The sequence below is a fragment of the Nocardia sp. NPDC002869 genome (genome assembly GCF_046764065.1).
Lineage (GTDB): Bacteria > Actinomycetota > Actinomycetes > Mycobacteriales > Mycobacteriaceae > Nocardia > Nocardia rhamnosiphila.
In genome coordinates this window covers 1-16,117 of record NZ_JBKOOL010000132.1, presented here as the reverse complement: position 1 = coordinate 16,117, position 16,117 = coordinate 1, and the positions used below count along the sequence as shown (strand labels likewise).

Sequence of the window (16,117 nt, the reverse complement as noted above, 5' to 3'; positions counted from 1 at the left end):
CGGGCCGGTTCCCGCCGCGCCGTGCCGGCCGGCGGGTTACAGCCAGGTGAGCGGCATATCCAGCGAGGCCGTCCAGCCCAGGAAGTCGTGGCCGTGGGCGGCGATACCGTCGATGGCCCGGGTGGCCGTGGCCACCGCTCGCTCCGCGGCGCGGGCATCCAGCAGGCCCACGGTGTGTGCGGCCAGGAGTTCGTCGACGTCCAGGAGTTCGGTCTCCCGTCCCGTGCGGACCACCAGGTCGAGATAATGGTCCACCGAGCGCCATTTCTTCGGCCCGACCTCGCCGAATTCGCCGATATCGAGGTAATAGTCCTGATCGCGCCGATGGGCCGGATTGAAATGGAACACCGTCGCGCGCAGGTTCAATTCGGGGAGCAGCCACGACTCGATGTAGTGGAATTGCGGGTGATCGGCGGTCCGCGCCATGTAGAGCCCCCAGGGCTCGAGGTGGTAGCGCTCCACATCGCGGACGAAACCCTTCGGATCGGTGTTCGTCAGTTCCGCGATATCGAAGTACTCCACCTTCGGCCGGTGGACCTCCACGCTCGGTGCCTGTGTCACAGCTGCTGAATCTACCCACCGGGCGGTCCGGGCGAGTAGGGGCCGCCGCTCGTCCCACGGGCCCGGCCGCAGGACGTGGGCTCCGGCACAGGTCGCGGGCGGGATTCTGTCGGTGTCCGCGCTTAGTCTTGGGGTATGGCATTCGCAACCGAACTCCGTGCGGCCGGCGTCAGCGGGACCGAGGCCGACGGAGAGACTCCGCTGGCCCGATCGGATTTCCGCCCGGTCGGTGAGATCGAACGCACCGGCGGGCGGTTCGAGGTGGTCAGCCCGCATCGGCCGGCCGGTGATCAGCCCGCCGCGATCGAGGAACTGGAGCGCCGGATCACCGCGGGGGAGCCCGATGTGGTGCTGCTCGGTGCCACCGGTACCGGTAAGTCGGCGACCACGGCGTGGCTCATCGAACGGCTGCAGCGGCCGACACTGGTGATGGCTCCGAACAAGACGCTGGCGGCGCAGCTCGCCAACGAACTGCGCGAAATGTTCCCGCACAATGCGGTGGAGTATTTCGTCTCCTATTACGACTATTACCAACCCGAGGCGTATATCGCGCAGACCGATACCTATATCGAGAAGGACAGCTCGATCAACGACGATGTGGAGCGTCTGCGCCATTCGGCGACCTCCGCGTTGCTGTCGCGCCGGGATGTGGTGGTGGTCGCGTCGGTGTCCTGTATCTACGGTCTGGGCACGCCACAGTCCTATCTGGACCGCTCCGTCCTGCTCGAGGTCGGCTCCGAGGTCGACCGCGACGCATTCCTGCGGATGCTGGTGGATGTCCAGTACACGCGCAACGATATGTCGTTCACGCGGGGCTCGTTCCGGGTGCGCGGCGATACCGTCGAGATCATTCCCTCCTACGAGGAACTCGCGGTCCGGATCGAATTCTTCGGTGACGAGATCGAGGAACTCTACTATCTGCACCCGCTCACCGGGGATGTCGTGCGCAAGGTGGATACGGTGCGTATCTTCCCGGCCACACATTATGTGGCGGGGCCCGAGCGGATGGAACGGGCCGTCGTCGCTATCGAGGCCGAACTCGAGGAACGCCTCGCCGAGCTCGAACGCAAGGGCAAACTGCTCGAGGCGCAGCGGTTGCGGATGCGTACCCAGTACGACCTCGAAATGATCCGGCAGGTCGGCTTCTGCTCCGGTATCGAGAACTATTCGCGTCATATCGACGGCCGGCCCGCCGGTTCGGCGCCGGCCACCCTGCTGGACTATTTCCCGGACGATTTCCTGCTGGTGATCGACGAATCCCATGTGACCGTGCCGCAGATCGGCGGGATGTACGAGGGGGATATGTCGCGGAAGCGCAACCTCGTCGAATACGGTTTCCGGCTGCCTTCGGCGGTGGACAACCGCCCGCTCACCTGGGAGGAATTCGCCGAACGGATCGGGCAGGCGGTGTACCTGTCGGCCACCCCCGGCGACTACGAGCTCGGCCGCACCGGCGGTGAGGTGGTGGAGCAGGTCATCCGTCCCACCGGCCTGGTCGATCCGAAGGTCGAGGTGAAACCCACCAGGGGGCAGATCGACGACCTGCTGCACGAGATCCGGTTGCGGACCGAGCGCGACGAGCGGGTCCTGGTCACCACGCTCACCAAGAAAATGGCCGAGGATCTGACCGATTATCTGCTCGGTCTCGGCGTCCGGGTGCGTTATCTGCACTCCGAGATCGATACCCTGCGCCGGGTCGAGTTGCTGCGGCAGCTACGGCTGGGTGAGTACGACGTGCTGGTCGGGATCAACCTGCTCCGCGAGGGCCTGGACCTGCCCGAGGTATCGCTGGTCGCGATCCTGGACGCCGACAAGGAAGGCTTCCTGCGCAGTACGAAGAGCTTGATCCAGACAATCGGCCGGGCCGCCCGCAATGTGTCCGGCGAGGTACACATGTACGCGGACAAGATCACCGATTCGATGCGCGACGCCATCGACGAGACCGAGCGCCGGCGCGCCAAACAGCTCGCCTACAACGCGGAAATGGGCATCGATCCGCAGCCGCTGCGCAAGAAGATCGCCGATATCCTCGACCAGGTCTATTCCGAGGCCGGCGACGAGGTGGAGGTCGGCGGTTCCGGCCGTAACGCCAGCCGCGGCCGGCGGGCCCAGGGCGAACCCGGCCGCGCGGTGAGCGCGGGCATCATCGAGGGGCGCGATATCAAGTCCATGCCGCGCGCCGAGCTGGCCGACCTGGTCGCCGAACTCACCGATCAGATGATGAACGCGGCCCGCGAGCTGCAGTTCGAGCTCGCGGGCCGGCTGCGCGATGAAATCGCCGACCTGAAGAAGGAGCTGCGCGGTATGGATGCGGCCGGATTGCAGTGACCGGATCCGGACCGCGCCGGCTCCCGGGTTCAGGCCTGCGTGGCCATCCATTCGTTCACGCGACGCTCGGCCTCCTCGCGGGAGACGTCTTCCACCCGGGTCATCACGACCCAGCGATGGCCGAAGGGGTCCTTCATGGCGCCGTACCGGTCGCCGGTGACGAAGGTGGCCGGGTCCTCGGCCACCCGGGCGCCGTGCTCGCGGGCGCGGGCGATCACCGCGTCGACGTCGGGGCAGTAGTGGACCAGCGAGGTGTGTACCCAGTCGCCGCTGGGTGCCAGCACATTCTGGTCCGGTACCGGGAGCCCCAGCTGGATGGTGGAATCGCCGATCTTCAGTTCGGCGTGGGCGGGTTGCCCGTCGGGCATATCGTTGCGCGAGATCACTTCGGCGCCGAACACCGCGGTATAGAAGTCGATGGCGGCATTGCCGTCGGGGACCGCGATGAACACGGTGATGGAGTGGTAGCCCGCGGGGATGGGATCGACTGTTTCGCTCATGCCCATGACTCTGCCGCGCCGGGGCCGCGGATTCTTGTAAGAAAGCGACAGCTCACTGCGGTTCGGCTCGGGCCCGCCCGCACAGCCGGGCTGCGCCGTCCGGTGGGTGGCGATCACCCGCCGTCCCCGGCCGCCCGTGCCGGGTCGCGCCGCTGGATCGGGCAAGCGTGTGGGAACCCGCGCCCGGGCGCCCGGCATTCGGTGGCGCGCCCGTGCGAGTGCCCGCCGCGCTCGGTACCTCCGTGCCCGATCGCCGTGGGTTCCGGCCGCTGCTCGCCCCGGGTGCCCAGGACCGGCACTGTCGGGCCTGGGCATGGGCGTCTGTTCGCGTCCGGACTGTTGACGTCTCCCGTCTGCCGCAGACCGGTGCCGGGACGGACCGGCCCGCGCGCGGAAGGCCGCGGCCGTGGCTGACGCGCGGATACCGGCGACCGACGTGCCCGCGGCCGGTGACCGCAAGGCGATCCTGCATCCGCACGAGCAGGAGCGGTACCGCACGCTGAACCGCCTGCCGGCGGGCGGCGCGGTATCGGATTACGTGGACTGGTACTGGTCGGTGCGCTGGGATGTGCGCGGCCGGGCGCCCTACCACGCCGAGGTCCTGCCGTATCCCTGCGTACACATCAGCTTCGAACGCGACGGCGACCGCCGCGGCGGGTTCGTCAACGGTGTCTGCACCAGGAAGTACGTGCGCGAACTGATCGGCCGGGGGGAGACCTTCGGCGTCCGGTTCCGGCCCGGCGGGTTCGGGGCGTTCACCGGGCTCGATGTCGGTGCGTTCCGGGATCGCGCGGTACCGCTGGACGAGGTGCTGCCCGATACCGGCGACCTCGTCGACCGGGTACTCGCCGAACCGGGCGACCCCGGCCGACGCCGCCTGGTGGAGGAATATCTCCACACCCGCGCGCGCCGGGACGACCCCAACTACCGGCTCGTCCTGACGATCGCCGCCGCGATGGCCGGCGATCCCGATCTGACCCGGGTCGATCAGGTCACCGAGCGATTCGGGGTACCGGTGCGCACGCTGCAGCGGCTGTTCAGCCGCTATATCGGTGCGGGACCGAAATGGGTGCTGCGGCGATATCGATTGCAGGACGGAGCCGATCTACTGGCCCGCGGTCGTATCGCGGATCTGGCGGCCCTGGCGGCCGAACTCGGTTATTTCGATCAGGCGCATTTCACCCGTGAGTTCACGGCCGAAGTCGGAATGGCTCCCCTCGAATATGCCAAGAATTCGTTACGCTCGCGCGATGAGGTGACCTCCAAGGTCATGCCGGCCTCATAATCGGAGACGCCTCACAGGCGAAGCGGTACCGTCGGCGACAGATGAGGAGCTGTACATGGATGTCGTGGTGTTGATCGGCCGCGTGATGTTCGTCATTCTGTTCCTGAGTTCGGCGCTGGGGCATTTCACCCAGACCAAGGCCATGGCGGGGTACGCGCGGGCCAAGGGGGTACCCGTGCCGGAACTGGCGGTACGGGGGTCCGGGCTCCTCATGCTGCTGGGCAGTATCAGCATCCTGTTCGGGATCTGGGCCGATGCGGGCGCCCTGCTGTTGCTGATCATGCTGGTTCCCACCATGATCATGATGCACGCCTTCTGGAAGGAAACCGAGGCCGAGGCGACCCAGGCGGAGACGATCCAGTTCAACAAGGACCTCGCGCTCGCCGGCGCCTGCCTGATGTTGTTCGCGTTTTTCGCGCACACCGGGGAATTGGGCCTGACGATTACCGGTCCGCTGTTCTCCTTCTGATCGCGCCCGAAATGGTGCCGGTGCCCGCCGTATGCGGTGAGCACCGGCACTGTGAGGAAAGTCCTACGGCGCCAAGGGCGTTCGCATTCCTTGTGACCCCTCACAGGTTTACCCGTGCCGGTGGGAGAAGTGCCAGGTAGACGCGGCATTCGTCGTTCGTCGGGGACGAAATGTGAAACGCCACCGCCGTAGAAGGCGTCTGTGATGTACAACGAATCCGGATATCCGGTCCGGTGTTCCGGTTATGGTCTACGCAGTCGCTGCGTCGTCGCCCGACATTCCACGAGCAACCGGTGCAGCCGCGTTTGTACCCCGCACAGTTGGAGGAGAGAATGACCGCCTACCGGACCATTGTCGTCGGTACCGACGGCTCGGACTCGTCGTACGTCGCCGTGGAAAAGGCCGCGTCACTGGCCGGAGCCGCGGGCTCGACGTTGATCGTGGCCTGCGCCTATTACCCGACCGATGACCGTGACGTCGCCGCCGCGAGCGATATGCTCAAGGACGAGGCGTACCAGGTTCGTGGTTCGGCGCCCACCAACGAGATCCTGCGCACCGCGCGTGACAAGGCCACTGCCGCCGGGGCCAAGGAGATCGTCGAGAAAGCCATTGTCGGCGAACCGGTCGACTCCCTGCTCGACCTGGTCAAGGAAACCCAGGCCGATCTGCTCGTGGTCGGTAACCGCGGCCTGAACACCCTGGCCGGTCGGCTGCTGGGCTCCGTGCCCTCCGACGTGGCGCGTAAATCGAAGTCCGATGTGCTGATCGTGCACACCGTGCGCTGATACCGCGGTCGCGGACCACCCGCCCCGCCCCGGAACTCGGCTTCCGGGCGGGGCGGCCGCGTTCCGGCGGCCTCACTCGGCCAGGCGGCGCAGTTCCGGTGGGAGATCGCCGCTGTGCACCACGGTGAGCCGTTGGGTGGCGCGGGTGATCGCGACGTACAGATCGTTGCGACCGCGCGGTGATTCGGCGATCACCGCACCGGGCTCCACCAGGTACACCCCGTCGAACTCCAGGCCCTTCGCTTCGGTCACCGTCAGCACGCGCACGAATTCGCTTGCCAGCCCGGATAATTCGTCCACCAGGGCGGCCGGTGTCAGTACCGCGGCGGTGCCGGGGCCCTGCTCCTCGGCGAGCAGACCGGAAAGGTTCGCCGACAGATGCGCCGCCGGGACCCGGTGCGCCCGCGGCGGCACGCCCGAATCGCGGACCGAACGCGGCACCTCGGCGGTGGGGTCGATCGCGGCCAGTACATCCGCCGCCACCGCCATGATCTCCGACGGGGTCCGGTAGTTGACGGTGAGCTCGGTGAGTTTCCACCGTGTGGCCACATACGGTTCCAGCATGTCCGCCCAGGCACTCGCGCCCGCCGGATCACCGGTCTGCGCGATATCGCCGACCACGGTGATCCATCGGTTCGGGATCCGGCGCATCACCATGCGCCAGGCCATCTCCGACAGTTCCTGCGCTTCGTCCACGATCACATGCCCGTAGGTCCAGGTGCGATCGCCCGCGGCACGTTCGGCGGTGGTCTGGCGGTTGCGCACCTGCTGGCGCTCGGCCAGCTGGCTCGCGTCGATGAGGTCGTAGGCCATCAGGATCTCCGGATCGAGTTCGTCCTCGAGATCCTGCGGGGCCGATCCGGTCAGGATGTCCAGGGCGTCCTGTGCCTCGGCGAGCTGGGCGCGCCAGCGCCGCCGGGCGCGTTCGCGTTCCTCGGCGTCGTCGGTGCCCAGCAGTTCGGCGAGTTCGTCCAGCAGCGGGGCGTCGGCGGCACTGAATTCGCCGGTACCGGTGCGCAGCAGTTCGGCCCGGTCGGCCGGCTCGAGCACCTTACCGGCGGCGCGCTCCAGCCGGTCCGGGTCGGCGAACAGATCGCCCAGCACCTGCTGTGGAGTGAGCATCGGCCATAATCCGGCCAGCACGCGCTGGACCTTCGGGTCGGCGCGCAACTCGTCGCTGATCTCGGACAGATCCGCCGCACTGAGCAGGCTGCGGCCGTTGCCGGCCGGGTCGGCGCCCATGGTCTGCGCGAGCTGGTCGGTGAGCGCCTCGATCACCATCGACGCGAAGATGGGCCGCGCCAGGTTGTGCGGGCGCCGCGAGGAGCGGGCCCGGCCGCGGGCCCGGGTGACGATCTTGCGGTCCAGGGTCACCGGGTATCCGTCGAAGCTCAGGGTGATCGGTTCACCCGGCACCTGCTGGCGATCGCGTACGGCGTTCTTCAGGATATCCAGCACACTCGTCGAGCCCTTCAGCTCTCCGGCGCGCAGAGAGTCGGTGAGCGTGGCCTTCACACCCGGGTACAGATCGCCGATGGTGGACAGCAGGACCCCGGTCTCACCGAGCGACGGCAGCACCTGACCGATGTAGTCCAGGAAGGTGGCGTTGGGGCCGATGATGAGTACACCGCTCTTGGCCAGCTGCTGGCGATAGGTGTACAGGAGATAGGCGGCACGGTGCAGGGCGACCGCGGTCTTACCGGTGCCCGGCCCACCCTGCACGACGAGCACACTCTTGTGCTCGGCGCGGATGATCGCGTCCTGTTCGCTCTGGATCGTCTCCACGATGTCGGCCATCTGGCCGGTGCGGGCGGCATTCAGCGCGGCCAGCAGGGCGCTCTCGCTGCCGACGCCGCCGTCGGAGGTCGTGACCCCCGCCCGGTGCGCGGCCTCGAGATCGAGGTATTCGTCGTTGACCGCGGTCACCCGGCGGTTACGGGAGCGGATGTGGCGACGCCGCCGCACTCCGTCCGGCGCCGCGGTGGTGGCCAGGTAGAACGGCCGCGCCAGCGGGGCCCGCCAATCGAGCAGCAGGGGTTCGTAGTCGTTGTCCTCGTCGAGGATGCCCAGCCGGCCGATATAGCGCTGTTCCGGATCGTCGTCGGCGGTGGTGAGATCGATGCGGCCGAAACACAGGCCGTGCTCGGCGGCGTCGTATTTGGCCAGGTCCTCGGTGTAGAGCTGGGTGAACGACTCCCGTTCGGTACGGGCCTGCGGGGTCCCCCCGGTTTCCAGCAGCACGGTGCGCAGCCGATTGTCGGCGTAGGCACGCATTCCGTCGAGCCGCTCGTACAGCACCGACAGGTACGCCTGTTCGTGGTCGAGGTCCCGCGTCGCCGTATCCGGAGGCGCCACGTCGGGAGCCGGTTCGGTGGGGCGTTCCTCGGTGCGGTTGTCGGGCAAGTTCTGACTCCTTCTCACCCACGGCGGGACGGGCTCGGCGGGGCACGGCGGGATGGCGTGCACAGAGTTGTCGAGTCTACTGCGGGTTCGTATCGGATGTTGTTCGCGCAGGTCACACCGGCGCGATCACGAGACGTGCGAGTTGTCGCCGCGCATTCCGCGCCCGCGCGTGCCCTCGCGCCGGCTCGGCGATTTGGCCTTGTACATGGCCACGTCGGCATCGTGCAGGACCCCTTCCGGGGTGCGCGTATCGCCGGGTGCCAAGGTGGTCACCCCGATGGACGCGTTCACCGCGATCCGGTGTCCCCGCGCGACGATCGGTTCGGCCATGGCGGCCCGCAATCGCCGGACCAGCGGTTCGAGCTCCTCGTCGCCCGGTCGCCCGGCCAGCAGGACCAGGAACTCGTCCCCGCCGAGCCGGCCCACCAGATCCTCGCTGCGCAGCGCGCGCTGTAGCCGGTGCGCGACGATCCGCAGCACCGTGTCGCCGATGGCGTGTCCCATGGTGTCGTTGATCGATTTGAAGCCGTCGAGGTCGATGAACATCACCGTGGACACCCGGTGTGTACCGCTGGCCGCGAGCGCTCCGGACAGCTGCGACAGGATCAGCGACCGGTTGGCCAGCCCGGTGAGCGGATCGTGGGTGGCCTGATATTCGAGCTGCCGGCGGCTGGCGAGATATTCGGTGATATCGGCGAACGAGCACACCGCGGCCGTGCCCTGTTCGTCGGGATTCAGCAGCCGGCTCGACACCGCCAGCCAGCGGCGCTGGCCGTCGGGGCGGACGACCGCGAACACGTACGCGGTGACCGTTTCGCCGGTGGTGAGGGTGCGCGCCACCGGATGCCGCTCCTTGGGCATCGATTGACCATTCGAGTCCAGCAGTTCCAAGGGAAGCGTGGTGATATTGGAGCCCACCAGCGGTATCCGGTCGTCGATTCCGAAGATCCGGCGGGCGGCGGGGTTCGCCGAGGCGATGGTGCCGTCCCGGTAGATGACCGCCACCCCTTCCTCGAGTTGCGAGACCACCGTGGTGAAGTGCTGCTCGGCCCGCCGCTGGGCGCGTTCGGCCGCTTTCTGGGCCGTCAGATCGTGGATCACCACCTGGTAGGCGAGGCGATCGTGCCAGGCGGTGAGCACCGAGACGGTCTCCACCGGAACCTCGCGCCCGTCCAGTGCCAGTAACACCATCTCGGTGGGTTCGGACGCGTTACCCGTCGCGGTCAGACCGGCGATGCGCTCGTACATGGGCTGGCGGAAATCGGAGTGCACGAAACGGGCGATGTGCTGCCCGAGGACCTCGGCCAGGTTCTTGGCGCCCATGATCCGCAGGGCCGCCGGATTGGCGTAGACGACGATGCCGCGTTCGTGCACACAGATGCCGTCGGGGGAGTGCTCGACCAGGGAGCGGTACCGATGCGCGAGTTGCTCGGCGGCGGACGCCCTGCGCTCTCCCATACCAACCCCCATCGTCGGCGGACCCGGACATTCAAACACGGCTCTACTCCGGTATCCACACGCATAAAATCGGACATAGTGGACGTGATCTGGATTGATCACGCCAAGATGTGTTCCCGGCGGTGCCGAGGGCGGGGACCGGCGAGGAGATTGTCATGGCGGGGACCGGATTCAGCATCGATCTTATGTCGATCATCGGGATCGGTGCGGTCACCGGATACGGATGGGGGCGAGAGACATTCTGGGAGGGAATCCTGAGCGGTCGCTCCGCGGCCCGATTCGAACCCGGCTACGGAATCGACCCCGCGACCGGGGGCTGGGCCGCGCTGGTGCCCGAGGGCGGCGATCCCGCCTACGGCACCCGGTACGGGCGCGCGGTGTTCGCGGCGGTCGGCGAGGCGGTTGCCGATGCCCGGGCCCGCGGCTGGGAACCCGGCCCGCGAGTCGGCCTGGTGCACGCGGCCGTGCTCGGCGACGTCCGGCACCAGCGGGACTTCTCCGGTCCCGCCGGCGCCGGGTTCCGCGGCCGGGACTTCCTGCGGCTGTTGCCGTCCACCCCGGCCTCGGTGGTGACCCAGGCGTTCGGGTTCACCGGCCCGGTGATGGGAGTGTCGGCCGCGTGCAGTTCGGCCAATGTCGCGCTACTGCAGGCACGGCTGTGGCTGGCCGCCGGCCTGGCGGACGATGTGGTGTGCGTGGCCTCGGACCTGTCGGGCACCCCGGAACTGGTGCGGCAATTCGCGAAACTCGGCGCCGCGGTGGTCGATGTGGAATCGCTGCAGGGCTGCCGGCCGTTCCAGGAGGGCAGCCGGGGATTCAGTGTGGGGGAAGCGGCGGTGGGGTTCGTCCTGAGTCGCGGATCGGGCCGGGCGTACGCCCGGATTCTCGGCGGAGCGATGAACAGCGAAGCGCACCATGTGGTCTCGGTGGAACCGAGTCACGACCGGATCGTGGACTGCGTGCGGGGCGCGCTGTTCGACGCCGGTGTCGGCGCGGCCGATATCGGTTACCTGAACGCGCACGGTACGGGGACCGCCCAGTGCGACCGGGCCGAACGCGATCTGCTCGCCCGCGTGTTCGACGACCGGCCCGCGGTGTACTCGATGAAGCCGCTGGCCGGGCATTGCCAGTCCGCGTCGGGGGCCGTGGAGCTCGCGGCCGCGGCACTGGGATACGAGCGCGGCATCATTCCGGCGCCGCCCGCGGTGGCGCCGGCGCATCCACGGCTGCTGAGCGGGTCGGTCCCGGCGGGTCCGGCGCTGACCGCGAAGCTGTCGCTCGGGATGGGCGGGAACAACTCCACGGTCATCCTGGGTCCGGCCGTCTGACGGCCGGACCGGGGTGGGAGTGGCCGGTGCCACGCCCCCTGGACACCCCGGGTTGGCCTACTCTGTACTGGTGAGCCCGTCCGGCCGGCGCGTGCCGCCGGTTGCCGGCGCCCGCCCCGAGATCTTGCCGGGGCGCCCCCCGACGAGGGTAGGCGCGGCAGTCGGGTCACACCCCGTGACCGCCCGGGACCGGCCGTCCGGCGAAACTTGTCGGTGGTCGGTCCTACCATCACCGCGGGCCCGCCCTGTGGCCCGAGCCGCGGATACCGGCCGGGTGGACCGGGCCGGTATCCGCGCTGTCGCGGCCACGGTGTGACCCACACGGTGCGACGGGCGCGGCGGCACCAGCGACGACGAACGATGACGAGAAGGGACCGACCCGGTGGCGGAACGCCTGACTGTGCGCGGAGCGCGGGAGCACAACCTGAAGGGGGTCGACCTCGATCTGCCCCGCGACAGTCTTATCGTCTTCACCGGTTTGTCCGGGTCGGGTAAATCCAGCCTGGCGTTCGACACGATCTTCGCGGAGGGGCAGCGCCGCTACGTGGAATCGTTGTCGGCCTACGCCCGGCAGTTCCTCGGCCAGATGGACAAACCCGATGTGGACTTCATCGAGGGCCTCTCACCGGCCGTCTCGATCGACCAGAAATCCACCAACCGCAACCCCCGGTCCACGGTCGGCACCATCACCGAGGTCCACGACTATCTGCGGCTGCTCTACGCCCGCGCCGGTGTCCCGCACTGCCCGGTGTGCTCGGAGCTGATCGCCAAACAGACCCCGCAGCAGATCGTCGACCAGGTCCTGGCCATGGAACCGGGTGTCCGGTTCCAGGTGCTGGCGCCGGTGGTGCGCACCCGTAAGGGCGAGTTCGTCGATCTCTTCGACCAGCTGCACGCGCAGGGCTACGCCCGGGTCCGGGTGGACGGGGTGGTGTATCCGCTCACCGATCCGCCGAAGCTCAAGAAGCAGGAGAAGCACGATGTCGAGGTGGTGGTGGACCGCCTCGCCGTGAAACCGACCGCCAAACAGCGGCTCACCGATTCCATCGAAACGGCGCTGCGTCTCGCCGACGGCATCGTGGTGCTCGATTTCGTGGATCGGGACGAGCACGCACACGACCGGGAGCGCCGTTTCTCCGAGAAACTGGCCTGCCCCAACGGCCATCCCCTCGATATCGAGGACCTCGAACCGCGTTCGTTCTCCTTCAACTCGCCCTACGGCGCCTGCCCCGACTGCACCGGTCTGGGTATCCGCAAGGAGGTCGATCCGGAACTGGTGGTGCCCGATCCGGAGCTGAGCCTGGCCGACGGGGCCATCGCGCCGTGGTCGCGCGGGCAGAGCGCCGAATACTTCCTGCGGCTGCTGTCCGGGCTGGCGGCGGCGCAGGGGTTCGACCTGGACACCCCCTGGCGGGATCTGCCGCCGCGGGCGCGCAAGGCGGTCCTCGAGGGCAGTTCCGACCAGGTTCACATCGTCTACACCAACCGCTACGGCCGGAAACGCTCCTACTATGCCGATTTCGAAGGGGTCATGCCGTTCCTGCAGCGGCGGCTGGACTCCACCGAGTCCGAGCAGATGAAGGAGCACTACGAGGGCTATATGCGCGATGTGCCGTGCCCGGTCTGCAACGGGGCGCGATTGCGGCCGGAGATCCTGGCGGTCACCCTCACGGCGGATTCGGAGCGGAAGTCGATCGCCGAGGTCAGCGAACTGTCCATCCGCGACTGCTCACAGTTCCTGAACGCGCTGACCCTGGGCGAACGGCAGGCGGCCATTGCCGGGCAGGTGCTCAAGGAGGTGCAGGCGCGGCTGGGCTTCCTGCTCGACGTCGGCCTGGACTATCTGACGCTGTCCCGGGCCGCGGCCACCCTCTCCGGCGGTGAGGCGCAGCGCATCCGGCTGGCGACCCAGATCGGGTCGGGTCTGGTCGGGGTGCTCTACGTGCTGGACGAGCCGTCGATCGGCCTGCATCAGCGCGACAACCGGCGGCTCATCGAGACGCTGACCCGGTTGAAGAACCTCGGCAACACCCTGATCGTGGTCGAGCACGACGAGGACACCATCCGGGCCTCGGACTGGGTGGTCGATATCGGTCCGCTCGCCGGTGAACACGGCGGCCGGGTGGTGCACAGCGGCACCTACGCCGACCTGCTCACCGACGAGAACTCGCTGACCGGGGCCTATCTGTCGGGGCGGGAACGGATCGAGATCCCGCCGGTGCGGCGCCCGGTGAACAAGAAGCGGCGGGTCACCGTGGTCGGGGCGACCGAGAACAATCTGCGGAATATCGATGTGGCGTTCCCGCTGGGCGTGCTCACCGCGGTCACCGGTGTTTCCGGGTCCGGTAAGTCCACCCTGGTCAACGACATCCTGGCGACCGTGATGGCCAACAAGCTGAACGGCGCCCGGCAGGTGCCGGGTCGGCACACCCGGGTCAACGGTCTCGATCAGCTGGACAAGCTGGTGCGGGTGGACCAGTCGCCCATCGGGCGTACGCCGCGGTCCAATCCGGCCACCTACACCGGGGTGTTCGACAAGATCCGCAGCCTGTTCGCCTCCACCACCGAGGCCAAGGTGCGCGGATACCAGCCGGGCCGGTTCTCGTTCAATGTCAAGGGCGGCCGCTGCGAAGCCTGCTCCGGCGACGGCACGCTCAAGATCGAGATGAACTTCCTGCCGGATGTGTATGTGCCGTGCGAGGTCTGCCACGGCGCCCGCTACAACCGGGAAACCCTCGAGGTGCACTACAAGGGCAAGACCATTGCCGAGGTCCTCGATATGCCCATCGAGGAGGCCGCCGAGTTCTTCGAACCGGTCACCTCCATCCACCGCTACCTGTCGACCCTGGTCGATGTGGGGCTGGGTTATGTCCGGCTCGGGCAGAGCGCGACGACGCTGTCCGGTGGTGAGGCGCAGCGTGTGAAACTGGCCGCCGAACTGCAGAAACGCTCCAACGGGCGGACGGTCTACATTCTCGACGAACCCACCACCGGCCTGCACTTCGAGGACATCCGCAAACTGCTCGCGGTGATCAACGGCCTGGTGGACAAGGGCAACACGGTGATCGTCATCGAACACAACCTCGACGTGATCAAGACCGCGGATTGGGTGATCGATATGGGTCCCGAGGGCGGTTCGGGCGGCGGCACGGTGGTCGGTGACGGGACACCCGAGGACATCGCGGCGAACGCCGGCAGCTACACCGGCCAGTTCCTGAAGGAAATCCTGGCCGAGCCGGTCGCGCCGGCGCCCGCGGCCCCCGGTAAGGGCGTGGCGAAGAAGGCTGCCCCGGCAGCCCGCAGGGCCGCGGCACCGGCGAAGAAGAAGACCGCCGGCCAAGCGGAAGCCGCCGCGGCGGCACCGGACCCGCAGAAGGCGAAACGTCTCGCCCGCAAGGCTGCTGCCCTGCGCTGAGGGTGGAGTCGGGCCCGTCCGGTTCGGTGCCGGGCGGGTCCGGAGCGCCCGTGGAGATCAGTAGACGGGGCCGGTGTACTTCTCACCCGGGCCGGCGCCGGGTGCGTCGGGTACGGACGAACTCTCCCGGAATGCCTTCTGCAGCGACTGCAGCCCCTCCCGCAACGGTCCCGCATGCGGTCCGAGGTATTCCACCGAGGCGGTGATGAGTCCGGCCAGCGCGGTGATCACCCGCCGGGCTTCGTCCATATCGCGGCGTGGGCTGTTGTCCGGATCGTCGTCGCCGAGCCCGAGTTTTTCCGCCGCCGAGCTCATCAGCATCACGGCGGCCCGGCTGATCACCTCCACGGCGGGGATTTCGGCCAGTTCGCGCACATCGCCTTCGGGCTGTTCGGTCATGATCCCAGGCTAGAGAACCGCCGGCGGGGGTCAGCGCACCGGTCCGGCGGCGCGCAGCATGCGCAGCTGGCCGATCTCGGTCACGTTCTTCATCAGTTCGGCATCGACCCATGCGGCCAGATGCCCGACGGTCAGTCCGGCCTCCGCGGGCCAGGGGTAGGAGGTGGCGGCATCGAGCTCCGCCTCGCCGGCGCGGTCGAGCACCACGAGCCATTGCTCGCGCAGGGTGTGCAGCCGGGCGAGGGCCGCGGCGATATCGCCCGCCCAGTACACCTCGGTGCGCTCGGGTACCGGCCTGCCCTCGGCGTGCGCGATGGCCGAACTCCACCACCAGTCGATATGCCAGGTGAGCCAGCCGATGGTCGGCACCGGTACGGGGTCGGGTTCGGTTTCCGCGAAGTCCGGGCGCCAGCGGCCGTCGGCACCGCGGTGCACCGTCCAGCTCACCGCGGCGGGCGTCCAGTGCGTATCGTCGTCGGTCAGGGCCTCGAAATGCAGCTGGGACAGCGACCAGACCAGGTCGAATTGCCAGCGCAGCAGGTCTCGTCGGCTGCTCATGGGCGTCGAGCCTGGCACGGCGCCGGCGGCGGGACAAGCGGTTTACGGCGGGGCCCCAGGGGCGCGATTCGCCGGATCGGATCCCCGGCTGTTAGACTTTTCGGCGACGACCGTCCCGGTCCTGTCCGGGGCAGACAAGTGGAGCCCGACTCCCACCGTTGCCGGCGAGTGATCGCCTGGTCGAACGGTCCGGTCGCCCGCCCCTTCCGGGCGGGTTCGCGATACCGCTCCGGCGTGATCGCGGCGCAGGTGTGTACGACCTGCGTGGACCGGTCGACATCGGGCCTCGTGGCGGTGAAATACCGCACCGGGGCCTTCGTGTTGAACAAGGGGTTCATTGCGAGCGGTCGTCGGACGACACCGCTAGACCTAGGAGGCCCCATCAGCACTGAGACCCGCATCAACGATCGCATCCGTGTTCCCGAGGTCCGGCTCATCGGACCCGGCGGTGAACAGGTTGGGATCGTGCGTGTTGAAGATGCACTACGCGTCGCCCTGGAAGCAGACCTCGACCTCGTAGAGGTCGCGCCGGACGCACGTCCGCCGGTCTGCAAGATCATGGATTACGGCAAGTTCAAGTACGAGACCGCGCAGAAGGCGCGCGAGTCCCGGAAGAACCAGGTCCAGA

At 68.1% G+C, this 16,117-nt stretch carries 13 protein-coding genes; 7 read left to right on the top strand and 6 right to left on the bottom strand.

Annotation, left to right across the window (positions count from 1 at the left end):
• Positions 1 to 36 precede the first annotated feature (36 nt).
• Positions 37 to 561, bottom strand: coding sequence for a DUF402 domain-containing protein (locus ACLML9_RS21460; protein ID WP_411947210.1), 525 nt, complete (start codon positions 559 to 561; stop codon positions 37 to 39).
• 135 nt (positions 562 to 696) lie between these two features.
• On the opposite strand from ACLML9_RS21460, the gene uvrB reads away from it, so the two are divergent.
• Complete coding sequence (uvrB, locus tag ACLML9_RS21455; protein WP_411947209.1) at positions 697 to 2,889, top strand: excinuclease ABC subunit UvrB; 2,193 nt, start codon at positions 697 to 699, stop codon at positions 2,887 to 2,889.
• Between the two features lie 29 nt (positions 2,890 to 2,918).
• On the opposite strand, the gene ACLML9_RS21450 is transcribed toward uvrB, so the two are convergent.
• Positions 2,919 to 3,389: a VOC family protein gene (locus ACLML9_RS21450; RefSeq protein ID WP_411947208.1), complete on the bottom strand. Its 471-nt coding sequence runs from the start codon at positions 3,387 to 3,389 to the stop codon at positions 2,919 to 2,921.
• 406 nt (positions 3,390 to 3,795) lie between these two features.
• Between ACLML9_RS21450 and ACLML9_RS21445 the strand changes: the two genes are divergently transcribed.
• The 3 genes from ACLML9_RS21445 to ACLML9_RS21435 all read left to right on the top strand — a co-directional run bounded on the left by ACLML9_RS21445 (position 3,796) and on the right by ACLML9_RS21435 (position 5,928).
• Complete coding sequence (locus ACLML9_RS21445) at positions 3,796 to 4,674, top strand: DUF6597 domain-containing transcriptional factor (RefSeq protein WP_411947207.1); 879 nt, start codon at positions 3,796 to 3,798, stop codon at positions 4,672 to 4,674.
• A 55-nt stretch (positions 4,675 to 4,729) separates the two neighbouring features.
• A complete protein-coding gene (locus ACLML9_RS21440) occupies positions 4,730 to 5,143 on the top strand; it encodes a DoxX family protein (RefSeq protein WP_411947206.1) in 414 nt (137 codons plus the stop codon).
• 332 nt (positions 5,144 to 5,475) lie between these two features.
• A complete protein-coding gene (locus ACLML9_RS21435; protein WP_411947205.1) occupies positions 5,476 to 5,928 on the top strand; it encodes a universal stress protein in 453 nt (150 codons plus the stop codon).
• 72 nt (positions 5,929 to 6,000) lie between these two features.
• On the opposite strand, the gene ACLML9_RS21430 is transcribed toward ACLML9_RS21435, so the two are convergent.
• Both ACLML9_RS21430 and ACLML9_RS21425 read right to left on the bottom strand, forming a co-directional pair.
• A complete protein-coding gene (locus ACLML9_RS21430; protein ID WP_411947212.1) occupies positions 6,001 to 8,283 on the bottom strand; it encodes a HelD family protein in 2,283 nt (760 codons plus the stop codon).
• 174 nt (positions 8,284 to 8,457) lie between these two features.
• Positions 8,458 to 9,789 (bottom strand): diguanylate cyclase domain-containing protein, encoded by a 1,332-nt coding sequence (locus ACLML9_RS21425; protein WP_411947204.1) that lies wholly within the window; start codon positions 9,787 to 9,789, stop codon positions 8,458 to 8,460.
• A gap of 185 nt (positions 9,790 to 9,974) precedes the next feature.
• On the opposite strand from ACLML9_RS21425, the gene ACLML9_RS21420 reads away from it, so the two are divergent.
• Both ACLML9_RS21420 and uvrA read left to right on the top strand, forming a co-directional pair.
• A complete protein-coding gene (locus ACLML9_RS21420) occupies positions 9,975 to 11,117 on the top strand; it encodes a beta-ketoacyl synthase N-terminal-like domain-containing protein (protein WP_411947203.1) in 1,143 nt (380 codons plus the stop codon).
• A gap of 382 nt (positions 11,118 to 11,499) precedes the next feature.
• Positions 11,500 to 14,532 carry an excinuclease ABC subunit UvrA gene (gene uvrA, locus ACLML9_RS21415; RefSeq protein WP_411947202.1) on the top strand — a complete coding sequence of 1,011 codons (3,033 nt, stop codon included), beginning with the start codon at positions 11,500 to 11,502 and terminating at the stop codon, positions 14,530 to 14,532.
• 57 nt (positions 14,533 to 14,589) lie between these two features.
• On the opposite strand, the gene ACLML9_RS21410 is transcribed toward uvrA, so the two are convergent.
• Both ACLML9_RS21410 and ACLML9_RS21405 read right to left on the bottom strand, forming a co-directional pair.
• Positions 14,590 to 14,931: a DUF1844 domain-containing protein gene (locus ACLML9_RS21410; RefSeq protein ID WP_411947201.1), complete on the bottom strand. Its 342-nt coding sequence runs from the start codon at positions 14,929 to 14,931 to the stop codon at positions 14,590 to 14,592.
• 30 nt (positions 14,932 to 14,961) lie between these two features.
• Positions 14,962 to 15,489, bottom strand: a complete 528-nt coding sequence (locus tag ACLML9_RS21405) for a DinB family protein (RefSeq protein ID WP_411947200.1) — start codon at positions 15,487 to 15,489, stop codon at positions 14,962 to 14,964.
• A gap of 336 nt (positions 15,490 to 15,825) precedes the next feature.
• Here ACLML9_RS21405 and infC point away from each other — a divergent pair.
• Positions 15,826 to 16,117, top strand: a 292-nt coding sequence (gene infC, locus ACLML9_RS21400; protein ID WP_411947211.1) for a translation initiation factor IF-3, incomplete at its 3' end; no start/stop codon positions are given.

Excerpts from the sequence above, each read along its gene's own strand:
- ACLML9_RS21425 (WP_411947204.1), bottom strand. The coding sequence starts at position 9,789 with ATGGGAGAGCGCAGGGCGTCCGCCGCCGAGCAACTCGCGCATCGGTAC.
- ACLML9_RS21450 (WP_411947208.1), bottom strand. The coding sequence starts at position 3,389 with ATGAGCGAAACAGTCGATCCCATCCCCGCGGGCTACCACTCCATCACC.
- ACLML9_RS21440 (WP_411947206.1), top strand. The coding sequence starts at position 4,730 with ATGGATGTCGTGGTGTTGATCGGCCGCGTGATGTTCGTCATTCTGTTC.
- ACLML9_RS21420 (WP_411947203.1), top strand. The coding sequence starts at position 9,975 with ATGTCGATCATCGGGATCGGTGCGGTCACCGGATACGGATGGGGGCGA.
- uvrB (WP_411947209.1), top strand. The coding sequence starts at position 697 with ATGGCATTCGCAACCGAACTCCGTGCGGCCGGCGTCAGCGGGACCGAG.
- ACLML9_RS21435 (WP_411947205.1), top strand. The coding sequence starts at position 5,476 with ATGACCGCCTACCGGACCATTGTCGTCGGTACCGACGGCTCGGACTCG.
- ACLML9_RS21410 (WP_411947201.1), bottom strand. The coding sequence starts at position 14,931 with ATGACCGAACAGCCCGAAGGCGATGTGCGCGAACTGGCCGAAATCCCC.
- ACLML9_RS21405 (WP_411947200.1), bottom strand. The coding sequence starts at position 15,489 with ATGAGCAGCCGACGAGACCTGCTGCGCTGGCAATTCGACCTGGTCTGG.